General features: G+C 62.0%; 17 protein-coding genes. 15 read left to right on the plus strand and 2 right to left on the minus strand.

Going from position 1 to position 18,246, the window contains the following annotated elements:
* Window positions 1-20: 20 nt before the first annotated feature.
* Window positions 21-950: a LysR substrate-binding domain-containing protein gene (locus tag ACNJX8_RS17905; protein ID WP_439361517.1), complete on the minus strand. Its 930-nt coding sequence runs from the start codon at window positions 948-950 to the stop codon at window positions 21-23.
* 147 nt (window positions 951-1,097) lie between these two features.
* On the opposite strand from ACNJX8_RS17905, the gene ACNJX8_RS17910 reads away from it, so the two are divergent.
* The 3 genes from ACNJX8_RS17910 (at window position 1,098) to ACNJX8_RS17920 (ending at window position 4,743) form a co-directional block, all read left to right on the plus strand.
* Complete coding sequence (locus ACNJX8_RS17910) at window positions 1,098-2,849, plus strand: acyl-CoA dehydrogenase family protein (RefSeq protein ID WP_439361518.1); 1,752 nt, start codon at window positions 1,098-1,100, stop codon at window positions 2,847-2,849.
* Between the two features lie 5 nt (window positions 2,850-2,854).
* A complete protein-coding gene (locus ACNJX8_RS17915) occupies window positions 2,855-3,640 on the plus strand; it encodes a 2-keto-4-pentenoate hydratase (protein ID WP_439361519.1) in 786 nt (261 codons plus the stop codon).
* A 179-nt stretch (window positions 3,641-3,819) separates the two neighbouring features.
* On the plus strand, window positions 3,820-4,743 hold the full coding sequence (locus ACNJX8_RS17920) for a Bug family tripartite tricarboxylate transporter substrate binding protein (RefSeq protein ID WP_439361520.1): 924 nt from the start codon (window positions 3,820-3,822) through the stop codon (window positions 4,741-4,743).
* A gap of 33 nt (window positions 4,744-4,776) precedes the next feature.
* Here ACNJX8_RS17920 and ACNJX8_RS17925 read toward each other — a convergent pair whose 3' ends face one another.
* The gene (locus ACNJX8_RS17925; RefSeq protein ID WP_439361521.1) at window positions 4,777-5,391 is read right to left on the minus strand and encodes a TetR/AcrR family transcriptional regulator; all 615 of its coding nucleotides are present in this window, start codon (window positions 5,389-5,391) and stop codon (window positions 4,777-4,779) included.
* A gap of 96 nt (window positions 5,392-5,487) precedes the next feature.
* Between ACNJX8_RS17925 and ACNJX8_RS17930 the strand changes: the two genes are divergently transcribed.
* The 12 genes from ACNJX8_RS17930 (at window position 5,488) to ACNJX8_RS17985 (ending at window position 18,196) form a co-directional block, all read left to right on the plus strand.
* On the plus strand, window positions 5,488-5,976 hold the full coding sequence (locus tag ACNJX8_RS17930) for a tautomerase enzyme (RefSeq protein WP_439361522.1): 489 nt from the start codon (window positions 5,488-5,490) through the stop codon (window positions 5,974-5,976).
* 15 nt (window positions 5,977-5,991) lie between these two features.
* Window positions 5,992-6,771 carry a crotonase/enoyl-CoA hydratase family protein gene (locus ACNJX8_RS17935; RefSeq protein WP_439361523.1) on the plus strand — a complete coding sequence of 260 codons (780 nt, stop codon included), beginning with the start codon at window positions 5,992-5,994 and terminating at the stop codon, window positions 6,769-6,771.
* A gap of 494 nt (window positions 6,772-7,265) precedes the next feature.
* The gene (locus ACNJX8_RS17940) at window positions 7,266-8,318 is read left to right on the plus strand and encodes an NAD(P)-dependent alcohol dehydrogenase (protein WP_439361524.1); all 1,053 of its coding nucleotides are present in this window, start codon (window positions 7,266-7,268) and stop codon (window positions 8,316-8,318) included.
* Between the two features lie 287 nt (window positions 8,319-8,605).
* A complete protein-coding gene (locus ACNJX8_RS17945) occupies window positions 8,606-8,812 on the plus strand; it encodes a hypothetical protein (protein WP_439361525.1) in 207 nt (68 codons plus the stop codon).
* Window positions 8,813-9,459: 647 nt separating this feature from the next.
* Window positions 9,460-11,130: an aromatic/alkene/methane monooxygenase hydroxylase/oxygenase subunit alpha gene (locus tag ACNJX8_RS17950; RefSeq protein WP_439361526.1), complete on the plus strand. Its 1,671-nt coding sequence runs from the start codon at window positions 9,460-9,462 to the stop codon at window positions 11,128-11,130.
* 84 nt (window positions 11,131-11,214) lie between these two features.
* The gene (locus ACNJX8_RS17955) at window positions 11,215-12,255 is read left to right on the plus strand and encodes a 2Fe-2S iron-sulfur cluster-binding protein (protein WP_439361527.1); all 1,041 of its coding nucleotides are present in this window, start codon (window positions 11,215-11,217) and stop codon (window positions 12,253-12,255) included.
* A 55-nt stretch (window positions 12,256-12,310) separates the two neighbouring features.
* The gene (locus ACNJX8_RS17960; RefSeq protein WP_439361528.1) at window positions 12,311-13,381 is read left to right on the plus strand and encodes an aromatic/alkene monooxygenase hydroxylase subunit beta; all 1,071 of its coding nucleotides are present in this window, start codon (window positions 12,311-12,313) and stop codon (window positions 13,379-13,381) included.
* Window positions 13,382-13,387: 6 nt separating this feature from the next.
* A complete protein-coding gene (locus tag ACNJX8_RS17965) occupies window positions 13,388-13,759 on the plus strand; it encodes an MmoB/DmpM family protein (RefSeq protein ID WP_194467787.1) in 372 nt (123 codons plus the stop codon).
* A gap of 132 nt (window positions 13,760-13,891) precedes the next feature.
* The gene (locus ACNJX8_RS17970) at window positions 13,892-14,914 is read left to right on the plus strand and encodes an amidohydrolase family protein (RefSeq protein ID WP_194387982.1); all 1,023 of its coding nucleotides are present in this window, start codon (window positions 13,892-13,894) and stop codon (window positions 14,912-14,914) included.
* A 44-nt stretch (window positions 14,915-14,958) separates the two neighbouring features.
* Window positions 14,959-15,753, plus strand: a complete 795-nt coding sequence (locus ACNJX8_RS17975; RefSeq protein ID WP_439361529.1) for an iron-sulfur cluster assembly protein — start codon at window positions 14,959-14,961, stop codon at window positions 15,751-15,753.
* A gap of 104 nt (window positions 15,754-15,857) precedes the next feature.
* Complete coding sequence (locus ACNJX8_RS17980; protein ID WP_439361530.1) at window positions 15,858-17,489, plus strand: molecular chaperone GroEL; 1,632 nt, start codon at window positions 15,858-15,860, stop codon at window positions 17,487-17,489.
* A 212-nt stretch (window positions 17,490-17,701) separates the two neighbouring features.
* Entirely contained in the window at window positions 17,702-18,196 is a 495-nt protein-coding gene (locus ACNJX8_RS17985; protein WP_439361531.1) for a hypothetical protein, read from the plus strand.
* The last annotated feature ends 50 nt before the right edge of the window (window positions 18,197-18,246 follow it).

An 18,246-nucleotide genomic window follows, 5' to 3' on the forward strand; every position in this document is an offset into this window, starting at 1 on the left:
TCTTGAGTGAAACTCAACGCTCAGCCGAGCGAACCCTTCCGCGCGGATTTCCTGGCCGCTGTTTTCTTGCTGCCTTGCTGCTTACAGGCGTCACACAGCCATTTGGAAAATGCGGCGACGGCCGGGTCATCCGCCATGCGCTGTTCGTATTCGAGCACGAAGTGACGTCGCGTCGGCCGGACAATAGGATGCGCTCTGACGAGGTCGAGCTGCGCAAGATCGGTGTCGAGCAGGCTCTCGATCGCGATGGCGGCACCGAGGCCTGCGGCCGCAGCTTCGATGGCAAGGCCAAGGTTTTCGAAGCTGCTGCCGCCGCGGACCGGCACCTTGGTGAGCTGCGCATGGTCCAGCCAGCGCCGCCAATCGTCCGGCCGCGGCCTGTTGTGCAGAAGCGGAACCGACGTGAAGTCCAGCGCGCCATCCTTCAGCAGAGTTGGCGAGCAGACCGGCACGGTGGCGATCGGGAGCAAAGGCCGGGTGACGAGGCCGGCTCTCGGTTCTCCGTCCGAGACGGCAATGACGGCGTCGTAGCGGCTGGCAAGAAGGTCAACCGGATTGGCACTGGTGTGCAGGTCGATCTCCAACTCGGGATGTGCCGCCTTGAGCCCCGGCCACATCGGCAGGAGAAAGCGCGACAGGAAGAATCCGTAGACGCCGACGGATAGCCGCCTGAACTGCCGCAGGTGCAGGCCTTCAGCCGCATCCGCAATACGGTCCAGCGCTTCGCGGGCGGAATCGGCGAAAGCCTTGCCGGCCGAAGTCAGGACCAGGCCCCGCGATCCCCGCAGGAACAGCGCCGTGTTCATTCGCACTTCGAGTGCGCGGACGTGCCTGCTGACAGCGCCGACTGTCACGTTCAACTCGTCGGCGGCGCGCGTGATCGACAGATGTCGTGCGGCCGCTTCGAATGCGCGCACGGCATGGAGTGGAGGAAGTCGTCGTGAAGCCATGATCGTGCGCCCCGCGGATAAGCGAGCCTTGAGTTTGGCTCAAGGCCCCCACCCAAGAAGTCGTTTGCGTGGAACGCTGTCAAGTCATACCCGAAAATTGGCCCGGGTCCGCCCCGCCCAAGACACGCTCATCCGGAGAGGAAGCTTATGACCGTTCATGCCGGTTTGGCCCGTCGCGAAGCGTCGTCCCGGCGCTCGATGGCGTTAGCGCCCACCTGCCGTGGGCTGAATTACTATTCCATCGACCAGAGCGTTCGGGATTTGCTTCCCCTCTACATGGACGCGCCATTGCTGGCGCATCTCGAGCCGCATCTTGCCGAGCTCGGCGCGCTCGCCGGAAACAGGCTGCACGATCTGTCCGATCAGGCTGAGCGCCATCAGCCGGTGCTCCATCCCCGCGACGGCTATGGCCGCGACGAGGAGTGGGTCGAATATCACCCCGCCTATCGCGAGATGGAACGGATTGCGTTCGGGCAGTTCGGCATGCACGCGATGTGCAACCGCAGTGGCGTGCTGGGCTGGCCCTCCGCAATGCCGCCGATCGCGAAATACGTGTTTCACTACCTCTTCGCCCAGGCCGAGTTCGGCCTGCTCTGCCCGGTGAACCTCACCGACAGCTCCTCGGAGCTGGTGCGCCGCTTCGGCAGCGCCGAGCTTCATGAGCGATATCTTCCGCGCATGTGGAGTCAGGATCCGGCCACGCTGTTCAAATGTGCGCAGTTCATGACCGAGAAGGCCGGCGGCTCCGATGTCGGTGCGGCCGAACTGACCGCCGTGCGCGATGGCGCGCACTGGAAGCTCTATGGCGAAAAATGGTTTTGCTCAAACGCAGATGCGGAGCTTGCCGTGTTGCTGGCACGGCCGGAGGGCGCACCGGCCGGCGGGCGCGGCCTCGGCCTGTTCCTGATGCCGAAGACACTGCCGGATGGCAGCCGCAACGCCTATCGGATCATGCGGCTCAAGGACAAGCTCGGCAGTCGAACGATGGCGAGCGGCGAGATCGTTTTCGATGGCGCCGTTGCCTACCAACTCGGTGAGCTCGACCAGGGCCTCAAGCACATGCTGGTGATGGTGAACTCCAGCCGCGTGTCGCATCTGGCACGTGCCGCCGGCATGATGCGTCGCTGCCTCAACGAGGCGCTTCAGGCCTCCCGTCACCGCAATGCCTTCGGCCGCGCGGTGGTCGATCATCCCCTGATGCGCCGGCAGCTCGTGAAGCTGATGGTGCCGACCGAGCAGGCGCTGTCGGCGCTGCTCTATTCGGCGACCGCGCAGGAGAAGGTGCTGCGGCTGCTGACGCCGATCGTCAAGTACCGCGCCTGCCGTGACAATGTCACGGTCGCGACCGGTGCGATGGAGGCGCGCGGCGGCAACGGGTACATCGAGGACTGGCCGAATGCACGGCTGGTGCGTGATGCCCATCTCGGCCTGATCTGGGAGGGCACCAGCAACATCAACGCGCTCGATGCCGTGCAGCGCGCAGTTGGAAAGGTCGGCGCCCATGCCGCCTTGCGCGATGATCTCCTCAGCCGGCTCGGCGACGCGCAAGGTGTTCCCGGTCAATTCCGTACGCGTCTCGACGGGGCGATCAACGGCGCGCTGCGCTTTGCCGAAGAAGTCGCCTCACGCAAGGAGAACGAGCGTTTCTGCCGTGCGGCAGCGGGCAAGCTCTATCACGCCGTCACCGCCGCGCTGTTCATCCAGGAAGGCTTGCGCCTGGGGGCGTCCGGCGGCGATGCTCGCCGCTTGCTGCTCGCCCGCTTCGTGCTGGAGCATCGCCTGCAAGAGCCGAACACGCTGAACCTGGAAGGCCAGCGCTGGGAGGGCGAGGCCATCGACCTGCTGTTGGGTGAGGCGCCGGTGCCGCTGTCGCGCGCGGCCGAGCTCCTGGTGAGGTAGTCACGATGGATCAGTCGGCTCAACGCGAACTCGCCCGCCTGCTCGCAGGCCTGCGCCGCGAACGACGCCAGCAGAGCGGCCTCGACCAGCGTCTCGTGCCGCCGGACAAGCCGACTGCCTATCGCGTCGCGCGCATGGTCGAGGAGGAGCTCGGCTGGGACGTCGGGGGCTGGAAGATTGCGGCCATGAAGGAAGGGTTGCAGCGCGAGTTGCGCACGGACTCGCCGATCTATGGCCGGGTCTACGCTCCGCTCATCAAGGCATCGCCGGTTACGGTTGAGCATGCACGCCAGTGCAGCCCCATCCCGGAAGTCGAATACCAGGCACTGCTCGGCGCGGATCTTCCGCCGCGCGAAGCTCCTTACAGCATGGCAGAAGTCAAGGAAGCCGTCGTTTCGCTGCATCCGGGCGTGGAATTGGCCGAGTGTCGCTTCGTCCATGACGCAGCATTTCCCCCTCTGCCGGCGATCCTTGCAGACGGAGCCGGCAGTGGGACCATCGCATACGGTCCGCCGATCGAGAATTGGCGGGAGCGCGATGTTGCCGGCCAGGAGGTCGTGCTGACCTGCAACGGGACATTGAGGCGGAAAGGGAATGCGGCGATCGCGCTCGACCATCCGATCGTGCCGGTGACATGGCTCGCCAACGAGCTCTCGCGGACCGGCATCGGCCTGAAGGCGGGGCAGATGATCAGCACGGGCACGGTGACCGGAATGTTGAGACCGAAGGCCGGTGAGACGTTCGTCGCTGATTTTGGACGCTTCGGCAACGTGACGGTGACGTACGCGTGACCTGACCGAACGGACACTTTCCTAGAACAATAGTCGGATGTGCTGCGCGACAGTGTCGCCACACCCAACCGGCAAGGAGTTGGAAACGGCGTGGCTCAAGCCTTGCCTCGGGGAGGGAGAAGCTTATGGGGTTCATCGGTCTTTGCCGCAGATTAATTCTTGCGACCATTGTGTTGTCCATGCCCACGATGGCGTGGGCGGAATTTCCCGAGCGGCCGATTAAATTCGTCGTGCCTTTTGCGGCCGGCGGACCGACGGACGCGTTGGCGCGGTCTCTGGCCGAGGGCGTCAGAGCCAAGCTCGGCCAAGCCGTCATTGTCGAAAACCGGGCCGGCGCCGGCGCCAACGTCGGAGCCGACTTCGTCGCGAATGCGCCGGCCGACGGTTACACCCTCCTGTTCGGGACATCGGGCCCGCTCGCCATCAATGTGAGCCTGTACACGAAGCTCAGCTACGATCCGATCAAGAGCTTCGATCCGATCATCATGATCGGCAAAATGCCTAATGTGCTCTCGGTACATCCCTCGGTGCCGGCGCAGAATGTGCAGGAGTTGATCGCGTATGCGAAGGCGAACCCGGGAAAATTGAGCTTCTCCTCGTCCGGCAACGGCGCATCCACTCATCTCGCCGGAGTCATGTTCAACGCCGCCGCCGGCACCGACATCCTGCATGTGCCCTATCGCGGGGGCGCACCTGCGATAAACGATCTCGTCGGCGGCCAGGTTCAGATGAGCTTCGCCGACATTTTCGTTTCAGCCCCTCACATCAAGGCCGGAATCCTTCGCGCGCTCGGCGTCACGACGATCGAGCGGACGCCGGTCCTGCCCGATGTGCCGACTTTCGACGAGCAAGGTCTGAAGGGTTTCGACGTCAGCGTCTTCTTCGGCGTCGTCGCGCCGAAGGGCGTACCTGAGCCGATCATCGAGAAGCTCAATGCGGCGTTCGTGGCCGCCATGAATGACAGCTCGATCAAGCCGATCCTCGATGCGCAAGGAATCATCCCGGCGCCGTCGAACAGTCCCGCTTATCTGGGGAAGTTCATGGCGCAGGAAATTCCCAAATGGCGGGATGTGATCAACTCGATCGCATTGCGGATTGAATGAGGCCAACCTCGCTAAACGCTCTGGCGCGGTTGGCTATAGCTTTCCGATCGCGCCCTTCAAGACGAGTTCGAGCTCGTGACTGACTTCCTCCAACGGCTCGGCGCTCCGCGCGGCCCGGCACATTGCGACCGTGCCCTCGACGGACGCGACGACAAGCGTCGCGAGCCGCCACGCCCGCGACGGGGTAAGACCCTCGCGCTTCAGCGCACTCGACAGGATCTCCTGCCAATCCGCAAAGATGCCTTGAGCAAGATCCAGCAGATGGCGCTGGACCGCCTGTCCGCCGGCGGTGTCCTGATCGGCGGGGTCGCTCACATATTCCTCGACGGCGACCGCCAGGATCGGACATCCGGCCTGATAATTCGTCCGCTCCAGCGTCTTCTTCCAGAGCGCGATGAAGGCGCGCAGGCCGGCCATGGCCCCCCGTTCGCTGGTGAGGTGCCGCAGGGGACCGCTGACCTGGGCGCCTGCAAAGACAATGGCATCTTCGATGAGCTGCTGTTTGCCCCCGGGGAAATGATGGCTGATCGATCCGCGCGGCGTGCCGGTGTGACGCACGACTTCCCGCACGCTCGTCGCATTCACGCCGCGGCGGCTCATCAGATCGGCGGCCCCGGCCACCATTTTCGCTCTCGTGTCAGACGTCATCAGGCACCTCGTTACCGAAGCTACAATATGACAGTTGACATAGCCAGTGCTTCGTGAGTGTATGTCACGTGACATAGTTGGCCTGGAGAGATTGCGATGACCTTTATCCATGTAATGAGCCCGCAAGGACGATTGACCGGCCAGCAGCGTCGGGTGCTTGCCAAGACGCTGACGGATGCCGTGCTGGTGCCGGAGGTCGGCCGGCTCGTTCCTCAGGCGCGGCGAGGTTACCAGGTGCATTTCCTCGAGCGGTCGCTCGACATGATCGCGCACGGCGGAGAGTTGCTGTCGGACCAGCCGAGCGATGTCATGGTGGTGGATGTCGTCGTGATGGACTGCTGCTGGACCCGCGAGGATCGAGCCACCGTCATTCGCAACGTTCTCAGGGCCCTCGCGGATGCTTGTGAGCTGAAGGATCCGCCTCCGGGCTGGTGGGTCAATTTCCGCATCATCGAAGAGGGCAACTGGGGCTCACGCGGTGGCGTGCTGTCGTTCCTCGATATTCTCCAGGAGGGCGCGGCAGCGTTCCCGCCCGAGCGGGCCGCCGCCATTCGAACCGCACTTGCCATCAAGAACGACCGATAAACAAGAGGCGACGCAATGACCACCGAGGGCACGATCCGCACCGAGGCACATGATCACATTCTGAAGATCATCATCGACAATCCCGCGAAGAAGAACTCCTTCTCGCCGGCGATGATGGACCAGCTTTCGGACGCGTTGACCGAGCTGCACAACAACGACAGCTACTGGGTCGGCGTGATCTGCGCCGAAGGCAAGGACTTCACCGCCGGACTCGACATGCCGAAATTCTTCGGTCCGAATGCGGAGAGGCGGAACATCAAGGAAGGCAATGTCGACGTCTTCGGCCTCACCAAGCGTTGCAAGAAGCCGATCGTGACGGCGACGCAGGGCATCATCTACACCGTCGGCATCGAGCTGATGCTGGCCGGCGACATCGTGGTCGCCGCCGACGACAGCCGGTTCTGCCAGATGGAGGCAAAGCGCGGTATCGCCCCCCTTGGCGGCGCACATTTCCGCTACCTGTCCCGCGCAGGCTGGGGCAATGCCATGTACCATCTCTTCCTCTGCGATGAATTCACCGCGCAGCGCGCCCGGGAGATCGGTCTCGTGCAGGAGGTCGTGCCGGCGGGTCAGCAGGTCGCCCGCGCCATGGAGATCGCGGCGATCATCGCCCGCAACGCACCGCTTGGCATTCAGGTGACAAAGGAAGCGGCCGCGAAATATGCCGAGCAGGGCGAGGCGGCCGCGATTGCGTGCATCCCCGCGATCAGGGACCGCGTTCTCAAGAGTGCTGACGCGCGAGAAGGTATTCAGTCCTTTATCGAACGGCGTCCGGCGGTCTTCCAGGGGCGGTGAGGCTATGCCGATGATCGCCGGTGACGAAGAGATCGACACCGGCGAACCGTCCCGCTGCAGCTCCACGTGAGCGAATTCTGGCAACATAGTCGGCCGCCTTCCGTTTGGCCGCGATCTCGGCTCGTGGAGGGCAGGGTGGAGGGCCAGTTCGACCGCTCCCTGGACTGACGGCAGGCAAGCGCATCTGGGCATGAGCGGGGTGCGCCGCAAACAATGCGCAGCAAAGTCCACCCCCTGTTCGTTTTTGTCGTGCTTAGCGTGACCATCGATCCTCCGATGATTGAGGACTTTAGATGACGCTGATCCATGCCTGGTAGTAACCGGCTGTTTCATCATGGATGAACAGTGACGTCCGCGCTGCAACGCAGAAAGGCTGTTGGCGCGTCTCGGACAATGGGCGTTGGCGCCGCGACATAAATCTACTGGCACAAAAAATGCTGAGGCTCGAATGACCTGATGGCGCACCGAAGTTCGCCGGGGGCACGGAGGAGAAAATGAGAGCCCAAGTATTGAGAGCCTACGACGAGAAACTTTCCAGCGACCTTTGGGTCGGGGAAGAGAAGGTGCCTGATCCGAAGTTGACGAAATCGACCGACGTCATTGTCCGCATAGGTGGTGCGGGCGTATGCCGAACCGACCTTCACATCGTCGAAGGCGTGTGGAAGCCGCACATGGATCCGAGCGGTGACAAGCTGCTTCCCCTCATTATGGGGCACGAAAATGCAGGCTGGATCGAAGAAATTGGCAAGGAAGTCGAGGGACTGAAGAAGGGCGATCCCGTCATCGTCCATCCGAAGATCAGCGGCGGGACGTGTCTCGCCTGTCGCCGAGGATTCGATATGCATGGTCCCGGAACGTTTCCAGGCCTCGATTGCAACGGCGGCTATGCAGAGTTCCTTTGCACCTCGGAACGCAACATCGTCCCGCTGCCACGGACTTTGGCGCCCAAGGATGTCGCGCCATACGCCGATGCGGGCCTCACCGCCTATCGCGCTGTCAAGAAGGCCACGCGTCACCTTTTGCCAGGCGAATCTTGCGTTGTTATCGGTGCGGGCGGGTTGGGCCACATCGGAATCCAGTGCCTCAAAGCGATGTGTGCGGCCGACATCATTGTCGTCGACAAGTCCGAAGCATCGCTGAAACTGGCCGAAAAATCGGGCGCCGATCATCTCGTGAAAGCCGACGGCAACGAAGTGGAAGCCGTTCTGGGCCTGACCGGTGGAAACGGTGCGGAAGCAGTGATCGACTTCGTCGGCGAGAAGGGCACGACGTCGAAGGGCCTGGCAATGACCCGTCCGATGGGCAGCTACTACGTCGTCGGTTACGGCGAAGACATTCGGGTGCCGACCGTCGACATGGTGATAACCGAGAAAAACATCATCGGCAATCTGGTCGGCACATGGGCCGAACTAACCGAGTTGATGGCCCTTGCGGACCGAGGTCTGGTTGAGCTTGCCACGGCCGAGTATCGCCTTGCGGACGCCAATAAGGCCTTGCACGATCTCAATGCCGGCAAAATTCATGGGCGGGCCGTGTTGATCCCTTGAAGGATGGCTGCATCATCCATCGCGAGCATGCATTTCCTCGCGATGGATCGAGCGAGCGGCCATCGTCATGCCCGTGTGGTGTCGTCTGACGCCGTCACCGCAGCCCAGCCGCGTGAAATCTTATGCTGGTCACGCGCTGCAGAAGTTCAATCAGACCGGTTTCACAAGCTCATATCGCAGTGCAAACACCGCAAAGGTGGTCTGATCTCCGGAGTCTCATTGTGCGCCATCGTCTCAATTTGCATCGCCGTCGATCTCATATCGATAAGACCGCTTAGGAACGCCGCATGAGGTTCGTCCTCGTCAATGGCAGAACACCGTGGCTGAAGACGTTCTGCATGTCCTGCTGCGAGCCCATTCACGCTCACTATCTGAGAGAATTCAGCACCGGGCTCCCTTTCTGCGATCATGATTGCTACGCCCAGTATACGGAACGCTGGATCGAGAAGGTCGGGCGATCAAACCAGGCGGCCGGTTTCGAGGGCTATCGCTAATCTGAGTGGGCGGGCAACGAGCCGGTCTCGGCAATGCGCGGCCTTGAACGCGAAAGAGGTCTGTCGCATCGAGGGAGCCGCGTTCGATTCCGAAAGCGCCCAACGGATTGCCCGGGGAAATTTCAGGCGCTGTTGCAGCGCAAACATTGCGCCGCAAAGTGGCGGTCTCCGTGTTGCGCCGATTCTCATTTTGCAACTCTTGTCGCAGTTTGCATTTCCGCGGGTCGCCAACCGAGAGCCGCGACGTCTCCGTCAGCGCTGATCCTCACCTCCGGCAGTCAGAAATCGATTGGGCCAGGCAAGAGAGCGCTGGCACGCCCATTGCAAAGCTGTTTGGCACAACAACGCTGACTGCTCCGTCCGGGGCGAGCCGCGAAAAGAACGAGGGAAGGGGATGTCAAGCTGAGGGCGAACCTTGCGCGGGCTGACTCAATTGCGATCGGAAGACGGCTGGGTCCGAAGATCGCTCCTGATCATCCCTGAGGCGTTCCACAGTCATCCTGAGACCCTTGCCGATATCAAACGTCCGGCCGTGCAAACGGTCGCGAGGTGGCCCGTAACGCACGGGTAGGCACTGCTCGGTCCGCGAAGGTCCAGGCAGGCGGAATATCGATGTGGTTTCTGACCCGATCAGGAGGAAAGACGAGATGTCTGGAACGCTAACACTCAACAAGATCACCGCCCAGCGCGGCATTTCCGTCGGTGAGGCTGCAAAGAAGATTGCAGATCTCGGATGGAATCCGTCCTACGTCCAGGAAGCGATGACCTTCCCCACCGACTACAAGATCACGAAGGCGCCGAAGGATCCGATGAAGCAGGTCCTTCGCTCCTATTTCCCGATGCAGGAGGAAAAGGACAACCGCGTCTACGGCGCCCTCGATGCCGCGCTTCGCGGCGACATGTTCCGCAACGTCGAGCCACGTTGGGTCGAGTGGATGAAGCTGTTCCTGGCGATCATCCCGTTCCCGGAAATCTCGGCGGCACGTTCCATGGCGATGGTCGGGCGCCTTGCACCCGGCGAAGATCTCCGCACCGGCTTCACCATGCAGATGGTCGACGAATTCCGTCACTCGACCATCCAGATGAACCTGAAGAAATGGTACATGGAGAACTACATCGACCCGGCCGGCTTCGACATCACCGAGGAGGCGTTCGGCAAGTGCTACGCCACCACGATCGGTCGCCAGTTCGGTGAAGGCTTCATCACCGGTGACGCCATTACGTCGGCGAACGTCTACCTGACCGTCGTCGCCGAGACGGCGTTCACCAACACGCTGTTCGTCGCCATGCCGTCGGAGGCGGCGCGCAACGGCGACTATGCGCTGCCAACCGTGTTCCTTTCGGTTCAGTCGGACGAGAGCCGCCACATCGGCAACGGCCACTCGATGCTGATGTCGATGCTGAAGGAGCCGGAGAACCACCTACTGCTCGAGCGCGACATGCGATACGCCTTCTGGCAGAACCACGCCATCGTCGACGCGGCGATCGGGACGTTCATCGAATACGGCACCACCAACCGCGACAAGAACAAGGAGTCCTACGCGGAGATGTGGCACCGCTGGATCTTCGAGGACTATTACCGGACCTACATGCTGCCGCTCGAGAAGTACGGCATCAAGATCCATCATGACGACGTGCAGACCGCCTGGAAGCGGCTGACCGAGAAGCACTACGTCCACAAGGTCGCCCAGTTCTTTGCGGTCGGCTGGTCGGCGAACTTCTGGCGCATCGAGGCGCAGACCGAAAAGGACTTCGAGTGGTTCGAGCACAAGTATCCGGGCTGGTATGCGCAGTTCGGCGAGTTCTGGAAATGGTACGAGAAGCTGTCGCATCGGGGGCAGACCAACATCCTGTTCAACAGCGACGTCGGCTACGTCTATCCGCATCGTTGCTGGTCGTGCCTGGTTCCGTGCCTCATCCGTGAGGACATGGTCACCGACGAGATCGATGGCAAGCTGCACACCTTCGCCCACGAGCTCGATCGGTGGACGGCCGTCGAAGCGTTTGCCGGCGAGTACCAGGGGCGTCCGACCCCGGCGATGGGGCGGTTCAGCGGCCGTCGCGAGTGGGAAAGCGTCTACCACAATGTGGATATCGCCGACGCCATCAAGGATCTCGGCTTCGTCCGCACGGACGGCAAGACCCTGGTCGCGCAGCCGCACCTGCGCTTCGACCAGAAGGAAATGTGGACGCTCGACGATGTCCGCGGCCACATCCTCAAGAGCCCGCTACAGACGCTGCGGGAGATGAGCCCGGCCGACCGCGAGAGCCATCTCGCCGAGTATCGCAAGGGATTCACCATCAATCCCTGCAACTAAGTGAGACGGAAGGGGCCGGCTGCGGCCGGCTCCTTCCCGATCGCTCCCCGGAAGATATGAAAGCGTTCGTTTGAGGAGGCCCCTATGGGCGCGCCCGCTAATGTCGTTCGCCTGCAACCGGTAGGCATAGAGTTCGAGGTCGAGGAGAACGAAACCGTTCTCGACGCCGCGTTTCGTCAAGGGATCGCGCTGCCGCATGGTTGCAAGGAGGGGCAGTGCTCGGCGTGCAAATGCGTCCTTACCGGAGGCGATGTCGAGCTGAAGAAATACTCGACGTTTGCCCTGAACGAGATGGAGCGTGGCCAGGACTACATTTTGCTCTGTCGGACCTTGGCGTACTCGGATCTGGAGGTGGAGCTCCTCAACTATGACGAGGAAGTGCTGTCGAAATCGATCCCCGTCAAGGATTTCACGGGCACCGTTACGAGCGTCTCTGCGCTGACCCATGACATCCGCCGCCTCGAAATCACACTGGAGCAACCTCTGAAGTTCTGGGCGGGTCAATATGTCGACATCACGCTCCCGGGACCAGAGACGATTACGCGCTCGTTTTCCATGGCAAATTCGCCGGGCGAAAGCCAAAAGCTCGCGTTCATCATCAAGAAGTACCCCAACGGGCGCTTCTCCTCACGACTCGACGGAGACCTCGCCGTCGGAACCGAAGTCGGAATCAAAGGACCTTACGGGACCTGCTTCCGACGAGAAAACAAAACGGGAGCCATGATCCTGGTCGGCGGCGGATCCGGAATGTCGCCGCTGTGGTCCATCCTGCATGATCACATCAGCTCCGGCGAAGTGCGTCCGGTGCGCTTCTTCTACGGAGCCCGAACGCAGAACGATCTCTTCTATCTCGACCATTTCGCGGAGCTCGCCGCCAAGCATCCGGAGTTCACCTTCGTCCCGGTTCTCTCCCATGCGGCCGACGACACGGCCTGGGGCGGAGCAAAGGGCTTCGTGCATGAGGCCGTCGGAGAGCACCTTCGTGGCGCGGACTATGGTGAAGACGTCGACGTCTATGCCTGCGGACCATCGCCAATGATCGAGGCGCTGACGCCAGTGTTGCAGATGAGCGATGTCGAGTCGGACCGCATCTTCTTCGACAAGTTCACGCCGGCGAACAACTAGGACGCCTCGACCGCCCAACGAGCTAGAGCCCAACAACAGGAGGAGGAAGACGACCATGACTGCCGTTCAAACCGTATCAGCCAAATCCGGTGCAGCAGGTTCTGCGGTGTTTCCGGATTCGGATAGCCGCAGATACCGCTATTTCGAGCCCCGCAGCAAGCGAGCCACGCACTACGAAGACGTGACAGTCGACGTGCAACCGGATCCGGAACGATACCTGTTGCAGGACTGGATCATCTCCTTCCCCAGCGGCAAGGGGGCATACACCAAGGACAACACGGCGGCCCTCAGCTCGAATTGGCATGCGTTCCGTGCTCCCGACCAGGAGTGGGAGCGCACTCACTACCAGCGCCAGTCCAAGATCGAAGCCATGGTCCAGGCCGTGATCGCAAACGGTCGCAAGTCCGGGGCACCGAAGAGCTTCGACAAGGCCTGGATCAAGATCCTGCAGAACCATCTCGGTGCGTGGAAGCACGCCGAGTTCGGTCTCGGCACGTCGCTGATGCAGGCTCAGCGTTACGGCTACACCCAGATGATCAACAATGCGACGCTGACGAACTCGTCCTACAAGCTTCGCCTCTCACAGGATATTACGCTCTATCTCGCCGAGATCGGAATGGACATTCCGGGCTTCGACGACACGGCCGGCAAGCGCGTCTGGCTGGAAGACAAGGGCTGGCAAGGAACGCGGGAAGCGATCGAGTCGATCATGGGCTCGGCCGACTATCTCGAGCAGTACTTCGCGACCAACATCGTGTTCGAGCCGCTGGTCGGCGAACTGTTTCGCAGCGGCTTCCTGATGCAGGCCGCCTCGTCGAACGGCGACTTCATCACGCCGCCGGTGATTTCGTCGGCGGAAGCGGACTACGAGCGCAATCTCGCGAACACGATCGACCTGATGCACCTTCTGGTGACCGACAATCAGCATGGCGCCCACAACAAGAAGCTGTTCCAGGGGTGGGTGAACAAGCACGTCGCGCTCGCCAACAAGGCGGCCGCCGGCCTGCAGCCGATCTGGTCGCAGCCGCATTCGAAGCCGGTGCAGTACGCCGACGCGCGTGCGCAGTCGGTCGAACGCATCAAGAAGATTCTCGGCGAGCTCGGCCTCACCCTTCCCAAGGAGTAAATTGCAATGTCCGTCGTTTCCAGATCTGCGACCAACCAGAATATCTTCCAGAAGATGGGGGACCTTCGTTTCGAGCAAACGATTTCCCATCAGTGCGGCGTCACCATGAACGACAGCGTCGAGGCGCGCGCCATCGCCGAGTTCATGGCGAAGAAGCCGAACGTGACCGTCACCTACCAGCCGGCCCTGATCCGCATCGATGGCGAGGGCAAGCTGATCTTCAAGATGGACGAAATCAGCGAGATCCTCGGGAAGGAAATGACGGCCGAGATCTTCGAGGTGAACACCTCGACCCACTACGGACGGATGGTGCGTATCGACGACAATACGGTGACGCTGTTCGGCAACATGGACGAGGTCTTCGAATACATCGAGTGAGCTTCCTTCTCCCTGACTGGGTGGGGCCGCATCCCCAGCGGCTGTGGCCCCGCCGATTCTCGAAGTGGTCTCGCCCGACCACCGCGCTTCGTTTGATCGACTAGAGCCAACCAGGAATTTCCGGAGAGCATCATGTTCATAACTCCCAGTGGCGAGGAAGTGTTCGTTATCGACGGCCATACCCATTTTTGGGACGGAAGTCCGGCGAATCAGCTGAACGTCCACGGCAAGCAGTTCATCGACTGCTTCTACGCCTACCACACCTCGCTCAGCCCGAAGGACAAGCTCTGGCCCAAGGAGCAGTTCGAGAAATACAGCGCCGACCAGATGTACCACGATCTGTTCGTCGACGGTCCTGACGACATGGCGGTCGTTCAGTCGACCTACCTCACAGAGTTCTACAAGAACGGGTTCAACACCATCGATCGCAACGCCGAGATGGCGAAGAAGTACAAGGACCGCTTCATCGTCAACGGCGCCTTCGATCCACGGGACGGCGAGAAGGCGCTGGAGTACATCCACTACATGAAGGAGACGTTCGGCATCAAGGGCGTCAAGCTCTATACCGCCGAGTGGAAGGGTGACTCGCGCGGGTGGAAGCTCACGGATCCCAACGCCTATCGCTGCCTCGAGCTCTGCCAGAAGCTCGGCATCACCAACATCCACGTCCACAAGGGCCCGACGATCATTCCGTTGGACAAGGATGCGTTCGATGTTCACGACGTCGACCATGCCGCGACCGACTTCCAGGGGTTGAATTTCATCATTGAGCATTGCGGTCTGCCGCGGCTCGATGATTTTTGCTGGATCGCGGTGCAGGAGACGAACGTCTACGGCGGCCTCGCGGTGGCACTGCCATTCATCCACGGACGTCCGCGCTATTTCGCCGAAGTGATCAGCGAACTGCTGTTCTGGGTTGGCGAGGACAAGCTGCTTTTCGGGAGCGACTACGCGATCTGGACGCCCCGCTGGCTGGTCGAGAAGTTCTGGAACTTCGAGCTGCCGGAGGACCTGAAGCAGGAGCACGGCGTCGACCTCACGCCGCAGGCAAAGAGGAAGATTCTGGGCCTCAACGCCGCGCGTCTCTACGGAGTCGACGTCGAGGCGCAGAAGGCGAAGCTTGGGCAGAAGACCCACGCGGCGGCAGCGGAGTAGAGCCTATGTACGCGCTCCATCAGTATGATCAAAAGACCAGCGAGGTGTGGCAGCGCCTCGCGCTGGTCACGGATCCCGAGCTGGACGAACCGGTCACCGAGCTTGGATTCGTCGAACGGGTCACGGTCGATCATGTTGATGGAGTCGACATCGTCTTTCGGCTGCCGACCTACTGGTGTTCGGCGAACTTCGCGTTCCTCATGGCCGACGACATGCGTCGGGCGGTGTCCTCACTGCCGTGGGTTCGCGAGGCCCGCCCGGAGCTTCGTGACCACATGGTTGCCGAGGAGATCAACCGCGGTGTTCGCGAGGGCAGGTCGTTTGGCGAGGCGCTCAAGGATTTCGCAAGCGGCGGTTCACTTGACGAGCTGCGGGAGAAATTCCGCCGCAAGGCGTTCGAGCGGCGGCAGGAGGTCATGATCCTGGCGTTGCGCGGGCTCGGCTATGAGGATCCGGCGATCTGCCGGATGAACCTGGGCGCCTTTGATGCGATCAGCTTCGGCTCGGAAGAAGTTGCGCGCCAGAAGCCGCGCTATCGCGAGCTTCTGGTTGAGCGGCGCCTCGCCGATCTCCCGGCCGACCCCGCCTTCGTCACCTACGATGGGGCCCCCATCAAGCGCCACGAAATGGCTTCATACTTGCAGCGGTTGCGGGGCGTGCGCATCAACATGGAGTTCAACAGCTCGTTATGCCGGGGTCTTCTTGCCGTGCGCTATCGCGAACTTGATGCGGATCGGGCGGAGCAGACGCCGGCTCCGTGCGGAGGTTGCGGCAGTGGCTGCGCCGTGCGGTCCGCCGGGTCGCCTGCAATGACCAAGCATTCCGCGGCGCTTGCGTGAGGTCGCGCTGATACGCGTGCGACCTGTGGGTGCCGACAAAACGGAGCGGACATCAAGTCCGCCGACCTGATGATCAAGAAACGACCACGTGGGAGTGAAACGCAATGCCAAAAGTTTTGCTGCATGACATAGAAGCTCGCCGCGCTCTTGCGCGTGGAGTCCAGAAGCTGGCCGCCGCGATCGAATCGACGCTCGGTCCCAAAGGCATGAACGCGATGGTCGACAGGCCGATCGGTACGCCCATTGTGTCGCGCGATGGCGTCACCATCGCCTCCGAGATCGAATTGCCGGATCGCTTCGAGAACATGGGCGCCCAGGTGGTGCGCGAGGTCTCGATGCAGACCAACGAAGTCGCCGGCGACGGTACGACGACGGCGATGGTGCTCGCGAACGGTCTCATTCAAGGCGGCGTTGCGGCCCTCGAGCGCGGCGCCAAGGCGGTCGATCTCTGCAAGGGGATCGACCGCGCCGTCGAAGTCGTCGTCGAGAGCCTGAGGAGCGCGGCAATTCCCGTATCGGACCGCAAGACGCTGCAGGCGGTGGCAACGATTGCGTCGACCGACTCCCATCTGGGCGGTCTAATCGCCGAGGCGGTGGAGCGTGTCGGAAAGGATGGCATCATCAGTTCCGACTACGGTCTGACGACGAGCACGACGCTCGAGGTGGTCGAAGGCATGTCGTTCGACCGTGGCTACATCTCGCATCATATGGTGACGGACGTGGAGAAGATGGAGGTGGTGCTGGACCAGCCCTACATTCTTCTCACGGATCTGAAGATCAAGGCGCCGGGCGAGCTGGCGGCGGTGCGTGCGAGGGTCGCGGAGACCGGGAAACCGCTTGTCATCGTCGCCGAAGAGATCGCACCGGAAGTGGTTGTCACGCTGCTCGGCGAAGGCAACCGCGGCAAGGTTCTGGTGGTCAATCCGCCCGACTACGGTCACTGGCGCAAGGCCATGATGGATGACCTCGCCATCATCACCGGAGGACGGGTCATCGCCCGCGAACTCGGGGGCACGCTGGAAGAGGCGAGCCTTGGCGACCTCGGCACTGCGCGGCAGGTTCGGGCCAGTGCGCGCGAAACGGTGATCATCCGGGGCGGCGGGGACGATGCGGCGATCGCCGCGCGCCGACAGCAGGTGGCCAAGCAGCACGATCTGGCACCGCCGAACATCGAGCAGGACAAGCTCAAGGAACGCCTAGCCAAGCTCTCGGGTGGAACCGCCGTGATCTTCGCAGGCGGCGTCACGCCGGTCGAGCAGAAACGTACGATCCAGTTGATCGACGATGCGCTCAGCGCGGCGCGGGCTGCGGCCGAGGAGGGCATCGTGCCGGGGGGCGGGACGGCATTGGCGCAGTGCGCGCCGGTGGTGGTGCGCGCCCTCGGCAACATCAATGGAGACCTGGGTGAAGGCATCAAGCTGGTGCGCGAAACCCTGTCGCGTCCTGCCGCCTTCATCGCCCGAAATGCCGGCCATGATGCGGCGAAGGTTGTGGCCGAGCTGCAAAGCTCGCGGGCCGGGGTCGGGTTCGACGCTGCAAACGGCGTGTTCATCGACATGGTATCTGCCGGCATCGTCGACCCGGTCAGGGTGACCTATACCGCGCTTCGAAATGCCGCTTCCGTGGCTACGCTGGTGCTGACGACCAACACGCTGGTTGCCGATGTGCCGGAGTATGTTGATCCGACGCAGGGACCTGCGTTGGGCGGCGGGGCAGAAAAGCTTGGGCGGGCATGAAGCGCGTGTACGCGGTTCGCGTTCCGCCAGGGCGTCAATGGCCGACGTGACGCGCCAAATGCGGCGATGGCTTGACCGTCACGTTCGGATGATTGGACGGTGACAACGATCTGGAAACAGCTACAATCTTGCAAGCTTCGGCGTGAGCCCGAAGGAGGCAAATCATAAGCCTCCACGGTCATTCGACCAGCCGGGGCAGGAGGAAACGGGACATGGCCTACATCATCTCCAAGCGCGACGGTCCGCACCGCGAAGAGCTCAAGGCGAAGGACTTCCTTCAGAAGAACCGCACGAAGATCAATTCACTCGCCAATCATCTGACGCTCGGTCGCTGGCAGGAGTTGAGCAACCCGACGCCGCCCTCTGAGCCCCAGCCATCAGGCAAGCTCTGGTCCACGCCTCCGGCTCGGCCGAAGGAGATCGAGCCCTATGTGCGGATCAGCTATAACGGCCGCGTCGTGATTGCCGATCTCGCCTCAGGGCGGCAACTCCATTTCGTCGGCGAATTGCGCGGCAGCGGCCAATCGCGATGCTTCGCTCTGGCGACACGCGAGAATGGGATCTTCGAGCCGCTCGATGACGAATTGCACAAGGTCCTGATCGACCTCGAGGGAGTGAGAGTGCCCGATGAGGCGTCGGAAGCGCGCCTGGAGCAGATCATCTCAGGCCGTCTCGGTTTGGATGCGATCGCCAGAACGGTCGAGTGATCTGCGTAAGCCGAGCCGGTGAGAGCCCGATCTCATTGGCCCGGCTCATG

The sequence above is a fragment of the Bradyrhizobium sp. SPXBL-04 genome (genome assembly GCF_051853035.1).
Taxonomy (GTDB): Bacteria; Pseudomonadota; Alphaproteobacteria; order Rhizobiales; family Xanthobacteraceae; genus Bradyrhizobium; species Bradyrhizobium zhanjiangense.